This is a genomic window from Microbispora sp. CA-135349, from assembly GCF_050947365.1.
Classification (GTDB): Bacteria; Actinomycetota; Actinomycetes; order Streptosporangiales; family Streptosporangiaceae; genus Microbispora.
Map to the genome: position 1 here is coordinate 6,163,977 of NZ_CP192001.1, position 14,406 is coordinate 6,178,382.

The 14,406-nt window shown below is 73.2% G+C and carries 12 protein-coding genes; 7 read left to right on the forward strand and 5 right to left on the reverse strand.

Translation table 11 applies throughout. The annotated features are described in order from the left end of the window. Nucleotides 1-48: 48 nt before the first annotated feature. Genes ACQPZZ_RS28270 through ACQPZZ_RS28280 form a run of 3 tightly spaced genes read right to left on the reverse strand, consistent with a single transcriptional unit; the run spans nt 49 to nt 2,937 of the window. On the reverse strand, nt 49-1,338 hold the full coding sequence (locus ACQPZZ_RS28270) for a bifunctional RNase H/acid phosphatase (protein WP_432924007.1): 1,290 nt from the start codon (nt 1,336-1,338) through the stop codon (nt 49-51). Beyond that, on the reverse strand, nt 1,335-2,075 hold the full coding sequence (locus tag ACQPZZ_RS28275; protein WP_432924009.1) for a zinc ribbon domain-containing protein: 741 nt from the start codon (nt 2,073-2,075) through the stop codon (nt 1,335-1,337). The genes ACQPZZ_RS28270 and ACQPZZ_RS28275 overlap by 4 nt, the downstream gene beginning before the upstream one ends. Before the next feature lie 10 nt (nt 2,076-2,085). Further along, complete coding sequence (locus ACQPZZ_RS28280) at nt 2,086-2,937, reverse strand: Nif3-like dinuclear metal center hexameric protein (protein ID WP_432924011.1); 852 nt, start codon at nt 2,935-2,937, stop codon at nt 2,086-2,088. An 85-nt stretch (nt 2,938-3,022) separates the two neighbouring features. Here ACQPZZ_RS28280 and ACQPZZ_RS28285 point away from each other — a divergent pair, with 85 nt between their 5' ends. The 4 genes from ACQPZZ_RS28285 to ACQPZZ_RS28300 all read left to right on the forward strand — a co-directional run bounded on the left by ACQPZZ_RS28285 (nt 3,023) and on the right by ACQPZZ_RS28300 (nt 7,568). Continuing rightward, complete coding sequence (locus ACQPZZ_RS28285; RefSeq protein WP_432924013.1) at nt 3,023-4,081, forward strand: dipeptidase; 1,059 nt, start codon at nt 3,023-3,025, stop codon at nt 4,079-4,081. 2 nt (nt 4,082-4,083) lie between these two features. Beyond that, nucleotides 4,084-5,274, forward strand: a complete 1,191-nt coding sequence (locus ACQPZZ_RS28290; protein WP_432924015.1) for a M20/M25/M40 family metallo-hydrolase — start codon at nt 4,084-4,086, stop codon at nt 5,272-5,274. Beyond that, nucleotides 5,271-6,110: a GNAT family N-acetyltransferase gene (locus ACQPZZ_RS28295; protein WP_432924017.1), complete on the forward strand. Its 840-nt coding sequence runs from the start codon at nt 5,271-5,273 to the stop codon at nt 6,108-6,110. The genes ACQPZZ_RS28290 and ACQPZZ_RS28295 overlap by 4 nt, the downstream gene beginning before the upstream one ends. Before the next feature lie 132 nt (nt 6,111-6,242). Next, complete coding sequence (locus ACQPZZ_RS28300; RefSeq protein WP_432924019.1) at nt 6,243-7,568, forward strand: HAMP domain-containing sensor histidine kinase; 1,326 nt, start codon at nt 6,243-6,245, stop codon at nt 7,566-7,568. 8 nt (nt 7,569-7,576) lie between these two features. Here the strand turns inward: ACQPZZ_RS28300 and ACQPZZ_RS28305 are convergent, their stop codons facing one another. Both ACQPZZ_RS28305 and ACQPZZ_RS28310 read right to left on the reverse strand, forming a co-directional pair. Then, on the reverse strand, nt 7,577-9,232 hold the full coding sequence (locus ACQPZZ_RS28305; protein ID WP_432924021.1) for a 5-guanidino-2-oxopentanoate decarboxylase: 1,656 nt from the start codon (nt 9,230-9,232) through the stop codon (nt 7,577-7,579). Nucleotides 9,233-9,337: 105 nt separating this feature from the next. Beyond that, entirely contained in the window at nt 9,338-10,390 is a 1,053-nt protein-coding gene (locus tag ACQPZZ_RS28310) for a 2-hydroxyacid dehydrogenase (protein ID WP_432924023.1), read from the reverse strand. 302 nt (nt 10,391-10,692) lie between these two features. On the opposite strand from ACQPZZ_RS28310, the gene ACQPZZ_RS28315 reads away from it, so the two are divergent. The 3 genes from ACQPZZ_RS28315 to ACQPZZ_RS28325 are packed head-to-tail and all read left to right on the forward strand — an operon-like array spanning nt 10,693 to nt 14,397. Next, nucleotides 10,693-12,528 carry an SCO2524 family protein gene (locus ACQPZZ_RS28315; RefSeq protein ID WP_432924025.1) on the forward strand — a complete coding sequence of 612 codons (1,836 nt, stop codon included), beginning with the start codon at nt 10,693-10,695 and terminating at the stop codon, nt 12,526-12,528. A 1-nt stretch (nt 12,529) separates the two neighbouring features. Beyond that, nucleotides 12,530-13,444, forward strand: a complete 915-nt coding sequence (locus ACQPZZ_RS28320) for an SCO2523 family variant P-loop protein (RefSeq protein ID WP_432924027.1) — start codon at nt 12,530-12,532, stop codon at nt 13,442-13,444. Continuing rightward, nucleotides 13,441-14,397 carry an SCO2522 family protein gene (locus ACQPZZ_RS28325; protein WP_363638430.1) on the forward strand — a complete coding sequence of 319 codons (957 nt, stop codon included), beginning with the start codon at nt 13,441-13,443 and terminating at the stop codon, nt 14,395-14,397. The genes ACQPZZ_RS28320 and ACQPZZ_RS28325 overlap by 4 nt, the downstream gene beginning before the upstream one ends. Nucleotides 14,398-14,406 lie beyond the last annotated feature (9 nt).

The window sequence follows — 14,406 nt, forward strand, 5'->3', positions numbered from 1 at the left end:
GGTTGTGGCGAGGCTCCGCCGGAGCGATTCGGCTCCTGCGAAGGGGCGTCAGGAGAGGTGGGCGGTGTCGTTGAGAGCCCGTACGACGGCGGGCCCGTCGGCGTAGTAGTCGATCGCCGACAGGCAGGCCAGATCGAGGTGCATCCGGTAGAGCGCCTCCGGCGGCGCGCCCAGCGCGAAGCGGACGAGCATCTTGATCGGGGTCACGTGGGAGACCACGACGACGGCGCGGCCCTCGTGGGCCTTCACGATGCGCTCCCTCGCCTGCTCGACCCGCCGGGCCGTCGCCGCGAAGCTCTCCCCGCCGGGCGGCGCGACGTCCGGGTCGGCCAGCCAGGCCGCGAGTTCGCGGGGCCAGCGCTGCTGGATCTCGGCGAACGTGTGGCCCTCCCACTCGCCGAAGTCGGTCTCACGGAGATCGTCGTCGACCAGTACGGCGAGGCCCGTCCGGGCGGCCACGGCCTGCGCGGTCTGCCGGGCGCGGGTGAGCGGGGAGGTGACGATCACCTCGACCTCGTACGGCTGCCGCGACAGGCGCAGGGCCGCGGCCTCGGCCTGCGCGAGCCCGGTGGGGGTGAGCGACGGGTCGCCCAGCCCGGAGAACCGCTTGTCCACCGACAGCGGCGTCTGCCCGTGGCGGAGCAGGAGCAGGGACGTGGCGACGCGCGAAGGCCGGGGCATCCATCCGTGCCCGCGCCGGTCGTGGGAGGCGCCGGCGTCGGCGGCCGCGTCGACCGCACCGGGCGCCCCGGTCGCGCCGGCGGCCTCCGCGCCCGTGGCCGGAGCCTGAGCGCCGTCGGGGAGGTCGAACAGCGAGGGCGCGTCGGTGTTGGGCGGCTCGGCGCCGGGCTCGACGGCCGGAGCCGCCTTCGGCGCGGAGGAGATCTCACTCGCCTGCCAGGTCTCCCCCCGCGCCGCGGCGTCCATCGCCTCGTTGGCGAGCCGGTCGGCGTGGCTGTTGCGCTCGCGCGGAATCCACGTCCAGGTGACGCGGAAGCGCCGGGCCAGGCCCGCCGCCTCCAGGGCGAGCGGCCGCAGGCCCTCGTGCTTGACCTTCCACCGGCCGGCCATCTGCTCGATGACCAGCTTGGAGTCCATCCGCACCTCGACCTGACCGCCCTCGGCGCCGAGCGCGAGCAGCGCCCGGAGCCCGGCGATCAGGCCGCGGTATTCGGCCACGTTGTTGGTCGCGGTGCCGATCGACTCGGCCGCCTCGGCGAGCACTCGCCCGCCGTCGTCCTTGACCACCGCGCCGTACCCGGCCGGGCCGGGGTTGCCCCGCGACCCGCCGTCGGCCTCGACGACGAACCCCCCGGTAGCACCCACGGTGACCGTCACAAACCCGACTCGGCCGTACGCACCAGGATCCGGCGGCACTCCTCGCAGCGGACCACCTCGTCGTGCGCGGCGGCCCGGATGCGGTTGAGGTCGGCGATCGACAGGCTCGTGCGGCAGCCGAGGCACCGGCCGCCGTGCAGCATGGCGGCGCCGACGCCGCTCTGCTCGCGCATCTTCTCGTACAGCCCGAGCAGATCGGCCGGGACGTCGGCGGTGATCGCGGTCCGCCCGCCCACCAGCTCTCCGATCTCCTTGTCGATCTCGGCGAACGCCGCGTCGCGACGGTCCTCGGCGGCGCGCAGCGTGCCGGTCACCTCGTCGCGTTCCGATTTGACGGCGGTGACCCTCGCGTCGGCCGCCTCCCGGCGCTCCATGATCTCCAGCACGACCTCCTCAAGATCCGACTGCCTGCGCCGCAGCGAGACGATCTCGGACTGGAGGCTCGCCAGGTCCTTCGGGGAGGAGACCTGCCCGGAGTCGAGGCGCTTTTGGTCCCGGTCGACCCGGACGCGTACGGCGTCCACGTCCGACTCGGCCTTGGCCTGGTCACGGGCGAGGTCGCCGGCCTCGGTCTCGGCGGCGATGATCTGCGTGGAGACCTTCGCCAGCCTCTTGGACAGCTCGTCGATCTCGGCGAGCTCGGGCAGGCTGCGGCGGCGGTGCCGCAGCCGGTCGAGACTCGTGTCGAGCTCCGCGAGATCGAGCAGACGCTTCTGTGCTTCCGGTGCGGCCTTCATCCCAAATCCCTCAAGATGCTCGGGGGTCCAAGTCGGTGGTCGTCGCCGTCCAGGCGTCGGTGACGGCGTCGGAGACGCGCGCCTCAACAGTAATGCCCCTGGCCGCCAGCGCTGACGTCAGACGCCGGGCGGCGTCCGCGAGCCACGGCCATTCGGTGGCCCAGTGGGAGGCGTCGACCAGCGCCGGCCCGCCGGCCTCCAGGTGCTCGCTGGCCGGGTGGTGCCGCAGATCGGCCGTCAGGAAGACGTCCACGCCCGCGGCCCGTGCCGTCCTCAGCAGCGAGTCGCCCGCGCCGCCGCAGACGGCGACGGTCCGCACCTCCCGGTCGAGGTCGCCCGCGACCCGCGGCGGCCCGGCCGTCCGGGGCAGGCCGGAGGCGGCCAGCGCGGCGAACTCCCGCAGCGGCATCGGCGCGGGCAGGTCGCCGACGCGGCCGAGCCCGCGACGCGGGTCGTCGGCGGAGGGCTGCAGTGGCCGCAGGTCCCCGGTCAGGCCGACGGCCCGCGCGAGCGCGTCGGAGACCCCGGGATCGGCGACGTCGGCGTTGGTGTGCGCGGCGTACAGCGCGGCGCCGCCGCGGATGAGCCGGTGCACGACCCGGCCCTTGAAGGTGGTGGCGGCGACGCTCGTGGTGCCGCGCAGGTAGAGCGGGTGGTGGGTGACCACGAGGTCGGCCCCCCAGCCGAGGGCCTCGTCCACGACCACGGCGACCGGGTCGACCGCGAACAGGATCCTCCGTACGGCCTGCTCCGGGTCGCCGCAGACGAGGCCCACCGCGTCCCAGGACTCGGCCCACGAGGGGTCGTACAACGCCTCCAGGCGTTCGACCACCTCGGCGAGGGTGCAGGAGATCGATTCCACCCGCGCACACTACAGCCTGCTGGCGGAACGTTCCGGGAAGAGTAACGTCCCATTCGACGCCCCACCGCCAGGAAGGATCCCCAGCGTGCCCGTTGATCAGCAGAGCCTGCACGTCAGGTCCGTGGTCGCCGACACCCACAACGACCTGCTCATGGCCGTCTCCGCCCGGCCGCCCGCGGTGTGGGCCTCGTTCTTCCGCGAGCGGTGGCTTCCCCAGCTCGTCGAGGGCGGGGTCGACGTGCAGGTGCTGCCCGTGTTCGTGGACGGCCAGTTCCGCCCGGAGGGCGCGCTGCGCCAGACGCTGCGGATGATCGAGTGCGCCCACGTGCTGGCCGAGGGCAACCCCGACGCGGTGGCGCTGTGTCACGACGGGCAGCAGATCGACGAGGCCCTCGCCCTCGGCAGGATCGCCCTGGTGCTGGCCCTGGAGAGCATGCCGGGGATCGACGAGAGCATCGAGCTGATCCCGACCCTGCATCGCCTCGGGGTCCGCGTCGCCTCGATCGCCCACTGGGGCCGTACGGCTCTCGCCGACGGCAGCGGCCAGGACGGCACCGGTTCCAGGCTCACCAGCCACGGCGTCGAGGCGCTGCGCGAGATGGAGCGGCTCGGCATGCTCTTCGACATCTCCCACCTGGGCGCCACGGGCGTCGCGCACGTGCTGGAGATCGCGACCCGGCCCGTCATCGCGACCCACTCCTCCGCGCGCGCCCTGCGCGACCATCACAGGAACCTCACCGACGAGCAGCTCAGGGGCGTCGCCGCGGGCGGCGGCGTCGTCTGCGTCAACTTCCTCGCCGCCTTCCTCACCGAGGACGCCCGCTCGGCCACGGTCGACCATCTCGTGGACCACATCGAGCACATCGCCGGCGTCGCCGGCGTCGACCACGTGGGTCTCGGCCCCGACTTCGTGCGCGAGGTGTTCGCGGACCTCACTCCGCCGTGCTGCGAGGGCTTCAGCTACTCCGGGATCGACGCCAGCGCGGCCATTCCCGGGCTGGAGGGCCCGCGCGGCCTTCCGCTGGTGACCGACGCGCTCCTCAAGCGGGGGTTCACCGACGAGGAGATCCAGAAGATCCTGGGCGCCAACGTGATGCGCCTGTTCCGCGCCGAGCTGGGCCGTACGGCGCGGGAACGGCAGTAACGGTGAACCCGGAGGCCATGCTGGCCGACCTCGAGGAGCTGGTGCTCTGCGAGTCGTACTCCACCGACCACGAGGCGGTGGCGCGCAGCGCCCGCGTCGTGGGAGCGCTGGGCCGCAGGCTGCTGGGCGCCGAGCCGGAGACCGTGGTGATCGACGGGGTCACCCACCTGCGCTGGTCGTTCGGCGCGCCGCGGGTCCTGCTGCTGGGCCACCACGACACCGTCTGGCCGGTCGGCACCCTGCGCGAGCATCCCTGGTCGGTGCGGGACGGGGTGGCGCGGGGCCCTGGGGTGTTCGACATGAAGGCCGGTCTCGTGCAGCTCTTCCACGCGGTCGCCTCGCTGCCGTCCCCCGAGGGCCTGACCGTGCTCGTCGTCGGGGACGAGGAGCTCGGCTCGCCGACCTCCCGCCCGCTGATCGAGTCGATCGCGTCGCGGTGCGAGGCCGCGTTCGTGCTGGAGGCGAGCGCGGACGACGGCGCGCTGAAGACGGCTCGCAAGGGCATCTCGCGGTACGAGCTGATCGTGCACGGACGGGCCGCCCACGCCGGCCTCGAACCCGAGCTGGGGGTCAACGCCGGCGTCGAGCTGGCCCATCAGGTGCTGGCCGTCGCGGGCATCGCGGCCCAGGTCGAGTCGTCGTCCAGGACGGGGGCGACGTCGGTGACGCCCACCATGCTGACCGCGGGGACGAGCACCAACACGGTCCCGGCCCGGGGCCGGATGGCCGTCGACGTCCGCGTGCCGGACCGGGCGGCGCAGCGGCGGGTGGACGAGCTGATGCGCGCGCTGACGCCGCGCACCCCGGGGGCGCGGCTGGAGCTGCGGGGCGGGCCGAACCGCCCGCCCCTCGACCCCGCCGCCTCCGCCGGGCTCTTCGAGGTCGCCGTACGGCTCGCGCGCGAGCTGGGCATGGCGCCGCTGCGCGGGGCGGCGGTCGGCGGCGGCTCGGACGGCAACTTCACCGCGGGCGTCGGCTGCCCGACGCTCGACGGCCTGGGCGCGGTGGGGGGCGGCGCGCACGCCGCCGGGGAGCACGTCCTGGTCGCCGAGATGCCGGTCCGCGCCCGCCTGGTCGCGGCGCTGGCCGCGTACGTGCTGTCGGGAGGGCCGATCGACGCGACCGACCCGGCAGACGCGGCGCAGGACGCGATGACGCGCGGCACGAGGCAGACCGCCGGGGAGAGCGCGTGAACCCGGCGGACCGCCTCGCCGCCCGGAAGCAGGCGGCCGGGGCCGCCGCGCTGCGCGGCCTTCGTGTCGCCGAGCTGGACACCAACGCCGACTTCGAACGGGTGGTCCGGCTGTTCCACGGCATCTGGCGGCCGGAGCCGTGGAACCCGCCGATCACCGCCGAGCTGATGCGGGCGCTGACCCACGCGGGCGGGTACGTCGCCGGGGCGTTCGACGGCCCGGAGCTCGTCGGCGCCGGCGTCGCCTTCCTCGCCGCGCCCGCGGGCCGGGCGCTGCACTCGCATGTGACCGGCGCCGTGCGGCCCGGCGCCGGATTCGCGCTCAAGCTGCACCAGCGGGCCTGGGCCCTGGAGCGGGGGCTGAGCCGGATCACCTGGACCTTCGATCCCCTGGTGCGCCGCAACGCCCACTTCAACCTGGCCAAGCTGGCCGCCCTGCCGGAGGAGTACCTGCCCGACTTCTACGGCCCGATGGGCGACGCGGTCAACGCGGGCGACGAGTCCGACCGCGTTCTCGCGGTGTGGCGGCTGGACGACCCGCGGGTGGCGCGGGCGTGCGACGGCCTGCCGTACCGGCCCGCCGGGGCGGACGGCGCGGTGGCCGCCCTCGCCGACCGGGACGGCCGGCCGGTGGCCCTGCGCGCCGACGGAGCGGCCGTGCTCGTCGCCGTGCCGGCGGACGTGGAGACCCTGCGCCGCGCCGCCCCGGAGACGGCCAGGGCCTGGCGGCACGCCGTACGCGACGTGCTGGGCGGGCTGATGGCGCAGGGCCGCCTCGTGACGGGCTTCGCCGGCGGCTGCTACGTCGTGGAGCGGCCCTCCCCCGCCGCGGAATGAGCACCGCCGACGGCGCGCCCGTCCGCCGCTGAGTACGCGGCCGGAATGGGTAGGGACCGGACGTGGCCATGAGGCCTTATTGATCATCTGATTACCGGGGGGAATCAGATGAGCGGGTGGCGGGGATCCTCGGTGCGGATCCGCTTGACGGTGCTGGCGAGCGCGGTGATGGCGCTCCTGTGCACCGTCGCCGTGCTGCTGGTCCTCGGCGTCCTGCACGGCACCGCCGAAAGGTACAAGACCGACGAGATCACCACCACCGCCGTACGCCTCGCCTATCAGGCCAAACGGGATCGGCTGCCCCCGGTGCTCCTGGGACAGGACCTGGCCGGCGTGCAGGTGATCGACCACAGCGGCCGGATCGTCTCCGTCAGCGACGGCCTCGCGGGCCGCCCGCGCATGGCCGCGTTCCGGCCGGAGCTCACAAGCCCGGAGACGAGCAAGAAGCTCTGCGACTCCCCGGCGTTCCCGGGCCGGTGCATAACCGTCGTCGCCTTCCGCTTCCACAACACCGGTGGTCTGTGGACGATCTACGCCGCCGACGACACCGTGCCGTTCTACGTCAGCGGCCCGCTGCTGGCGGCGCTCCTCGGTGGTTCGCTCCTGCTGGTCGGGCTCACCGCGCTCGGCACCTACCAGACCGTGCGCAGGGCGCTCGGCCCGGTAGAGGCGATCACGAGCAAGCTGGCCAGGATCACCGCGACCGACCTGAGCCAGCGCGTGCCGGTGCCGAAGCACCACGACGAGATACGGCGGCTCGCCGAGACCGCCAACCAGACCCTGGACCGGGCGGAGACCGCCGTGGAGCGGCAGCGGCGCTTCGCCTCCGACGCCTCCCACGACCTGCGCAGCCCTCTGACGGCGATGCGGACCGAGATCGAGGAGGCGTTGCTGCACAGCGAGGACGCCGACTGGCCGGCCACCGCGCGCGCCCTGCTGGGCAGCTGCGACCGCCTGCAGGCGCTCGTGACCGATCTGCTCCAGCTCGCCCGGCTCGACGCCGGCGCGCCGCCCCGGCGCGAGCCGGCCGACCTCGCCGGCCTCGCCGCCCGTGAGCTCGACCGCAGGCCACGCAAAGTGGATCTGGTGCGGCACCTGACGCCCGGTGTGGTCGTCGTCGTCAACCGCGTGGCCCTGGCGCGCCTGCTCAACAACCTCCTCGACAACGGCGAGCGGCACGCGGTCTCCGCACTCACGGTGACCGTGCGCCGCGAGGACGGCAAGGGCGTGCTGGAGGTGCTCGACGACGGCGCCGGGATCCCGCCCGACAAGCGGGAGGTCGTCTTCCAGCGCTTCACCAGGCTCGACGCCGCCCGGTCGAAGGACGCCGGGGGCACCGGGCTCGGCCTGTCCATCGCCCGCCAGATCGCCCAGGCGCACGGAGGGACGCTCACCATCGAGGACAGCGAGCGGGGCGCCCGCTTCGTGCTGCGGCTCCCGCTCGCCCCGGCCCGCTGACCACCGTGTCATTCCCCCTCCGGCACGGCGATCACGGTGGGCACCGGGGCGCGCAGAGCCTCGGCGACCGCCTCCTCCAGCTCCCCCGGCGTCTTGACGGCGCGGCCCCGCGCGCCGTACGCGGCGGCGAGGGCGGGGAAGTCGGGCGCGTGCAGGTCCACGGCGACCGGCCGCATGCCCCGCTTCCGCATCTCCTCGCGGATCTCCCCGAAGCCGCCGTTGACGGACACGACGACCGGCAGGCCCAGCTCCAGCTGCACCGCGGTCGCCAGCTCCGGCAGGCTGAACTGGAACGCCCCGTCGCCCGCCAGCGCCACCACGGGAAGGTCGGGCCGCCCGAGTTTGGCGCCGATGGCGGCCGGCAGCGCGAAGCCCAGCGTGCCGAACCCGGTGGGGAACAGGAAGCGCCCCGGCGGGTCCATCGGCATGCCGACGAGCGCCCCGTGGTAGACGAACATCGAGTTGTCGCCCACCACGACGGTCTCCGGCGGCAGGGCCCGGCGCAGCGCCGCGAGCTGGCCGGACCACCTGCGGGTGAGCTCCTCGAGCTCCGTCCTGTGCCCCGTCCCGGGATCCCGCTCCCGGCGCGGCCGCGGCACGGCGCCCTGGCGGTCGAGCCGTTCGGCCAGCCCGCGCACGGCGAGCTCCGCGTCCGCGACGATCGCCACGTCGGCCACGTGGTCGCCGTGCATCTGCCCCGGGTCGATGTCGATCCGCACGAGGCGGCCGGACAGGGCGAAGGCGTCGTCCCACAGGTCGGCCGGGCCCAGCTCGGTGCCGACGGCCAGCACGACGTCGCACGCGGCGAGCCACCGGCGGACGGCCGCCAGGTGCAGCGTGGTGCCGAGCACCAGCGGATGGCTCTCCGGCACCGCGCCCTTGCCGTTGACCGTGGTCACGACCCGCGCGCCGAGCCGTTCCGCCAGGCGCATCGCCAGACGCCCCACCGGCGGCGCCTCGCCGCCGGGGCTCCGCAGGCCCGGGCGCTGGGCGCCGCCGCCGAGCACGAAACCCGGGCGGCGTGCCGCCCGCAGCAGCCCGGCCGCCGCGTCGAGGGCCCGTGGATCGGGCTCGCGGCGCGTGATCCGGTACGGCGGGACGATCTTGACCTGCCCCTCCAGGTCGAGCAGGTCGAAGGGGATCTCGATGTGGACCGGGCGGGGGCGTCCCTCGGCGAAGCGCCCGAAGGCGCGGGCGACGGCGGCGGGGATCTCCCGCACGGTCGTCACGCGGTGGCTCCAGGCGCACAGTGAGTCGATCGCCCGCGACTGGTCCCTGCTCTCGTGCAGGTAGCCGCGGCCGTCGCGAGGATGGCCGGTCGGCACGCCAGGAGAGACGAGCAGGATCGGAGAGGAGTCGGAGTACGCCTGTCCGAGGGCCGTGGCCGCGTTGACCACGCCGGGGCCCGTGGTGGTGACGACGACGCCCGGCCTGCCGGTTACCCTGGCGTACCCGTCGGCGGCGTATCCCGCGCCCTGCTCGTGCCGGGGCGTCACGCACCGCACGCCCGCCCGGTCGAGCTCCTCGTAGATCGCGAGGTTGTGGGTGCCCGGAATGCCGAAGATCGTGTCGACGCCGTGCAGCCGCAGCGCCTCGACCAGGGCGCGCGCCCCCGTGGGCGTCGTGATCGTCCCCGCCGGGGGGATCGGGTCATGGCCGTCCACGTATCACTTCCCGGAGAGCGGAGGGGTTTCTCTTGGGTTTCCCCAAATGGTTTCCCCTTTTCGCGCGTCGCGCTACCGTTCCGCGTGCCGGATTTTCTTATCCGGTCATCGAAAAGGCGGCCGGGGACGCGATCCCACCTCGTGTTCGTCCGATCCGTACGTCAGCACATTGCCGATGGACTTCACGGCCTGGCGCACCATCCGGTGCATCGCCTCGGTGGTGTGGGAGGCGATGTGCCCGGTGATCAGAAGGCGCTCGGGGAAATCCCTCCGCAATTCGATGGCCTCTTCGCATTCCGGGTCGTAGAAGCCGTCGAAGACCGCCATGCCGACGCGGCCCTTCTCCAGACCGGCGTACAGGGCGCCCGGGCTGACGATGGCCGGGCGGGCGGTGTTGACGAGGATCGCGCCCTCCGGCATCCGGCCGATCACCGTCGAGTCGATCATCGACCTGGTCTCGCCGGTCTCCGGCACCATGACCACGAGGATGTCGCTGCCCGCGGCCAGGTCGAGCAGGGGCAGGTAGGAGATGCCGAGGTCGCGCTCCGCGTCGGGCCTGCGGGTGCGGCTGTAGTAGGACACGCGGACGCCGAAGCCCCGGCGCAGGATCTCCGCGATCCGCCGGCCGTTCGCGCCCATCCCGATGATGCCGACGCTGCGGGCGGCGAGCTCGTGAGGGAGTTCTTCCGAGCCGTGCCAGCCGGGGACCCGGTCGCCCAGGTGCCGGGGAATGCCCAGGCTGGCGTTGACGATCTGCGCGACCGTGAACGTCGCGACCGCGTCGGTCGCCGCCCCCGGCGTGTTCGTGACGGCGATGCCCAGGCGGTCGGCGGCCGCCACGTCGACGAAGTTCTCGTAGCCCACGCCGAGGAAGGCCACCACTCGCAGCGTCTCCCGCGCCTCCTCGAGCGCCGACGCCGTCGCCCGCTCCTCACCGCCGTGCAGGTAGGCGACCGCGCCCCGCAGCTCGCGGATCAGCTTGTCCTCGTCCAGCATCGACGGAGGCCGTCGTACCGTGAGCCCCTGCCGGGCGAGCGGCTCCAGCAGCGCCGTGTCGATGCCCGCCCCCGTGACCAGAACAGTCCCGCCTTTGCAGGCCGCTCCGGCCGCCGGCCGCGGCTGCGCGGGACGACAGTCCGTTATATCCCTTGGAGCCACGGTTTGGGACATTTCAAATATCTCTCAGACTTAGGACATATATGTCTGTTTTTCTCTGGGGTATCTCTCCAATCACAAGAACCAGACGGTGCAGAAAAACCACGGACGGCCTAGGCGACGGAGCAGGAATCCAATGGTATAAGGGTTGTGGTGCTTACGTCTCCACCCGACGTGAAAAGGAAACCCCTGGGGAGGGTCTGGGGACCCCGGCCTCGGCCCCGCCCGGCCACACGAACGTCCATTTCTCCGCGCGGCAGTACGGAGAGGGCGGGCAAAGACGGCGCAGCGCAGAGAGGGGCCAGATGAAACTTCAGCCGCGACAGCAGCTCCTGGAGTTGTGGGACGCAGCCGCGCGCGCCTCCTACCGGCAGGGCGTCTGGACCTGGGGCGGCCGGGACGGGTCCAACTCCATCTCCGACGCCGAGCAGCTCCTGTGTTTCATGTATCCGGCCTCCGAGCTGCCGGGCTTCCGCCTCGACACGCCGAACGAGACGGCCGACGACGTGCTGGCCGCGCTGTCCGTCCTCGGCGACTCGGTGGAGATCCCCAAGCTGCTGCTCAAGGTCATCGGGCAGTACCTGCGCACGTACACCGCCGACGACGGCCGCCCGGTGTTCTCCGGAGGCAGCTACTTCCGGCCCCTGGACGACGAGGCGAAGGTCACCCCCGAGCAGCTCCAGCTCGACGTGGTCGACTCCTTCTCGATGTCGGTCACGCTCGCGCTCGGCACACTCGGCTTCCTGAAGGTCTTCCGGCAGAGCGTGCGGCGCCAGTCCATCCGCAGCGAGATCCGCGAACTGGAGGACCTGGCCAGCAAACGGCTGTCGGCCGCGATGGCGGGCCTGCTGCGCAGCTTCACCGTCAACGCGTTCGACCCCGGCTCCACGCCGGGCCGCGCGCTGCTGCGCACCGTGAACCAGACCGGCGCGCCCACCCGCCGCGTGCTCGACGACCTGCGGCGCGAGCTGCGGCCGGTACGGGCCGGCCTGCGCGACCTGACGATCGGCTCGGGCAGCCAGGTCGACCTGGACAACGAGAACCTGCTGTTCGAGTGCGGCTGGACGTGGGGCATCGTGAAGGACGCCCCCGACATCGTCACCCCGCTCGACATCGGGCCCCAGCCCAAGGGCGTGGCCGCCGACACGCCGTTCCTGTACTTCACCGTCAACGCCCTCGTCGGCATCGCCGACCTGTTCACCTCCCGCACCCGCGTCCTGAGCCTGCTCAACGACGACCAGATCACCCTCGCCCAGGCCATCCAGCGCCGCTGGGACCTCACCCAGTCCTACTGGCGCACCATCGCGACGTACGGACGGGGCACCTGGCCGCTGGAGGACATCCCCTGGAGGACGGTCGACGAGAAGGAGTCGGACTACTACAGCCTCGGCGTCACCGCCATGGTGGTGCAGAGCCTGGTCAACAACCGGGCGGCCGACGTGGACCTCGGCCGGGTCGCCGCCGTGCTCGAGGAGCTGGCCATCCGCGCCAGGATCATCCGCAGGGCGGTGCCGGGCGACCCGCCCGTGCTCATGCACTCCCCCGGCGTTCCGATCAACCTGCACGGCAGCGACACGCTCGGCCCCCACCTGGTCTGGGTCGTCTCCGACTTCGCCATCACGCTGCTCAAACGGACCATCTGGGCCGCGTCCATCGCGCAGAACACGCGGATGCGCGAGCGGCTGGTCGCCCTCGCCGACCAGATCTGGCGGCACATCCTGCTGCGCCGCCACACGGACGGCCCGGCCGCCGGCCTGTGGGACCAGCCCGGCAACGTCTTCACCGACATCCAGGTGCGCGACGAGGAACCGTCCTGGTATTTCAGCGAGCGGGTCGTCGAGTTCCTCGTCTCCGCCGCGACGTCCAGCGGGGAGCCGCCGCTGCGCAGCCCCCAGCTCGTCGAGCTGGCCCACCAGATGCTCGGGGAGGCCGAGCACCTGCTGGACCAGGAGCTGGTCACCCGGCCGCTGGTGGCCGGGCAGACGATCCAGCCGAAGCTCCGCACGATCCAGGCCTCGCTGCAGCGGGCCAGGGCTATCGTCAGCGACCGCCCCGCGACCGCTCAGGCGCTGATCAACGACGCGCTGCTCGACCTCGAACGGCTGGCCGCCGCCCGCGACAGCGCGTCGGAGGCGATCTGAGTTGCTCGTCTTCGCGATCTCGGACAAAGGGGGGACCGGGCGCTCGGTCACCGGCACCAACATCGTCTACCGGCACGCCCTGCAGGGCAACGACGTCTGCTACCTGGACTTCGACTTCGGCTCGCCGACCGCGGGAGCCATCTTCAGCGTCAGCGCGGTGGCCCGCGGCACCCGGGAGAACGGCCTGCACGACTACCTGCGGGGCGAGTGCCCGCAGCCGCGGCGGGTGGACGTGTGGACCGAGTCCGACCGCGAGGGGCTGCGCACCCGCCCACCGGGCGCGGGGCGGCTCGTGCTGCTGCCGGGCAGCGAGGGCGGCGGCGAGCTGTCGGCCCTCACCGACGAGGTCGTCGGCCGCTGCGTCCAGCTGCTCGGACGGCTGGACGAGGAGTTCGACCTGTGCGTGGTCGACGTCAGCGCCGGCCGGTCGTTCACCGCGGAGCTGGTCCTGGCGGCGACGGTGCGGATGCCCGCGATCCCGTTCCGCTGGCTGGTCTTCCACCGCTGGACGCGCCAGCACATCATCGCGGCCGACGGGCTCGTCACCGGCGCCGACGGGCTGCTCGACGTCGGCACCAGGTTCGGCCACGACCCGGAGGACCTGCGCGACCGCATCCGTTTCGTGCGCACGGCCGTGCTCGAACCGGACGCGTCGGAGCTCGTCGGGCTGCGCGACGAGCAGCGGGCCTGGCTGAGCGCGTGCGACAGCGAGCTGCGCGAGCTGGCCGGCCGCCACGGCGTCGGCCGTACGGCCATGCTCGGCAAGATCCCGCTGGACCCGGTCCTCCAGTGGCGCGAGCAGCTCATCACCGACGAGGACGTGCTCGCCAGCAAGATCGCCAACGCGGAGACCGCCGCCGCGTTCGACGAGCTCGCCAAGAAGATCGTCGACGACAGCGCCTGGGAGGGCTTGTGACGCGGGTGCGCGCGACGTTCGGCGAGGTGGCGGCCGAGCGCAGGATCGCCTCCGTCCCCCTCTCCCACGTGTCCGTCGAGCTCGGGCACCTCTACATGGAGGACTTCGAGGCGGGCCCGGCCCGGCTGCGCGAGCAGTTCCGCAGGGTCGCGCCGTGGCTCGCCACGGTCCGCTCCTTATGGCGTGAGCGGGTGCCCGGGGGGCGGGCCCGGGTGAGCACCTGCTTTCTCGTGGACGACTACTTCAGCCGGTTCAGCACTCCGGCCGAGCTGGTGCCGATGGTCCTCGACGCGGCGGCCGAGCACGACCTGACCATCGACTACCTGGCCCGCGAGTCCGCCTGTGCGCAATCACGCGGCGTCGAGCTGGCCCGGCTGGTGGAGGACCGGATCGTCGACGACCCGCCGCCGGAGACCGACGGCTCGCGCCCGCCGGTGAAGGAGACGGGCTGGCTGTGCAACGGCTCCCGCTCGCCCCGCACGGCGCCGCTGCAGGCGATGGGCAAGACCCGGCCGTGGGAGCCGCCCGCGCAGAACGCCAAGCGGGGCCACTCGATCTTCGTGGACGTCGAGCTGTGGGACGAGAAGGAAGCGCGGCGCACCTGGTCGTGCCCCTTCCTCGCGGCCGTCTGGCAGCTCCTGCGGCTGGGGCTGCTGCGCAGCGACGGCCGGGTGCCGCTTCCGCCGGTGGCCCTGGACGGCGGCTGGCCCCGCGACTGGGACGGGCTGCCCGCGGTCGTCCGGCTCAACCCCCAGGCCGCCCCGTTCAGCGCGTACACCACACTTTCCGTCCTCTCCCCCCGGTTCCTGCCCGTCGAGCTGGCCGTACGGACGATCCTGAGCCAGGTCGCGGTGGACGACGAGGTCCTGCGGCAGGTCGCCACCCGGAGCGAGAGCGAGGGCATCCGGCTCGAAGAGGAGCTCGTCGACCGCATCTCCTACGTCTTCGTCTGAGGGGTTTCG

What these genes read in the sequence shown, in the direction of transcription:
- ACQPZZ_RS28275 (WP_432924009.1), bottom strand. Translation starts at nt 2,075, where the DNA reads ATGAAGGCCGCACCGGAAGCACAGAAGCGTCTGCTCGATCTCGCGGAG.
- ACQPZZ_RS28315 (WP_432924025.1), top strand. Translation starts at nt 10,693, where the DNA reads ATGAAACTTCAGCCGCGACAGCAGCTCCTGGAGTTGTGGGACGCAGCC.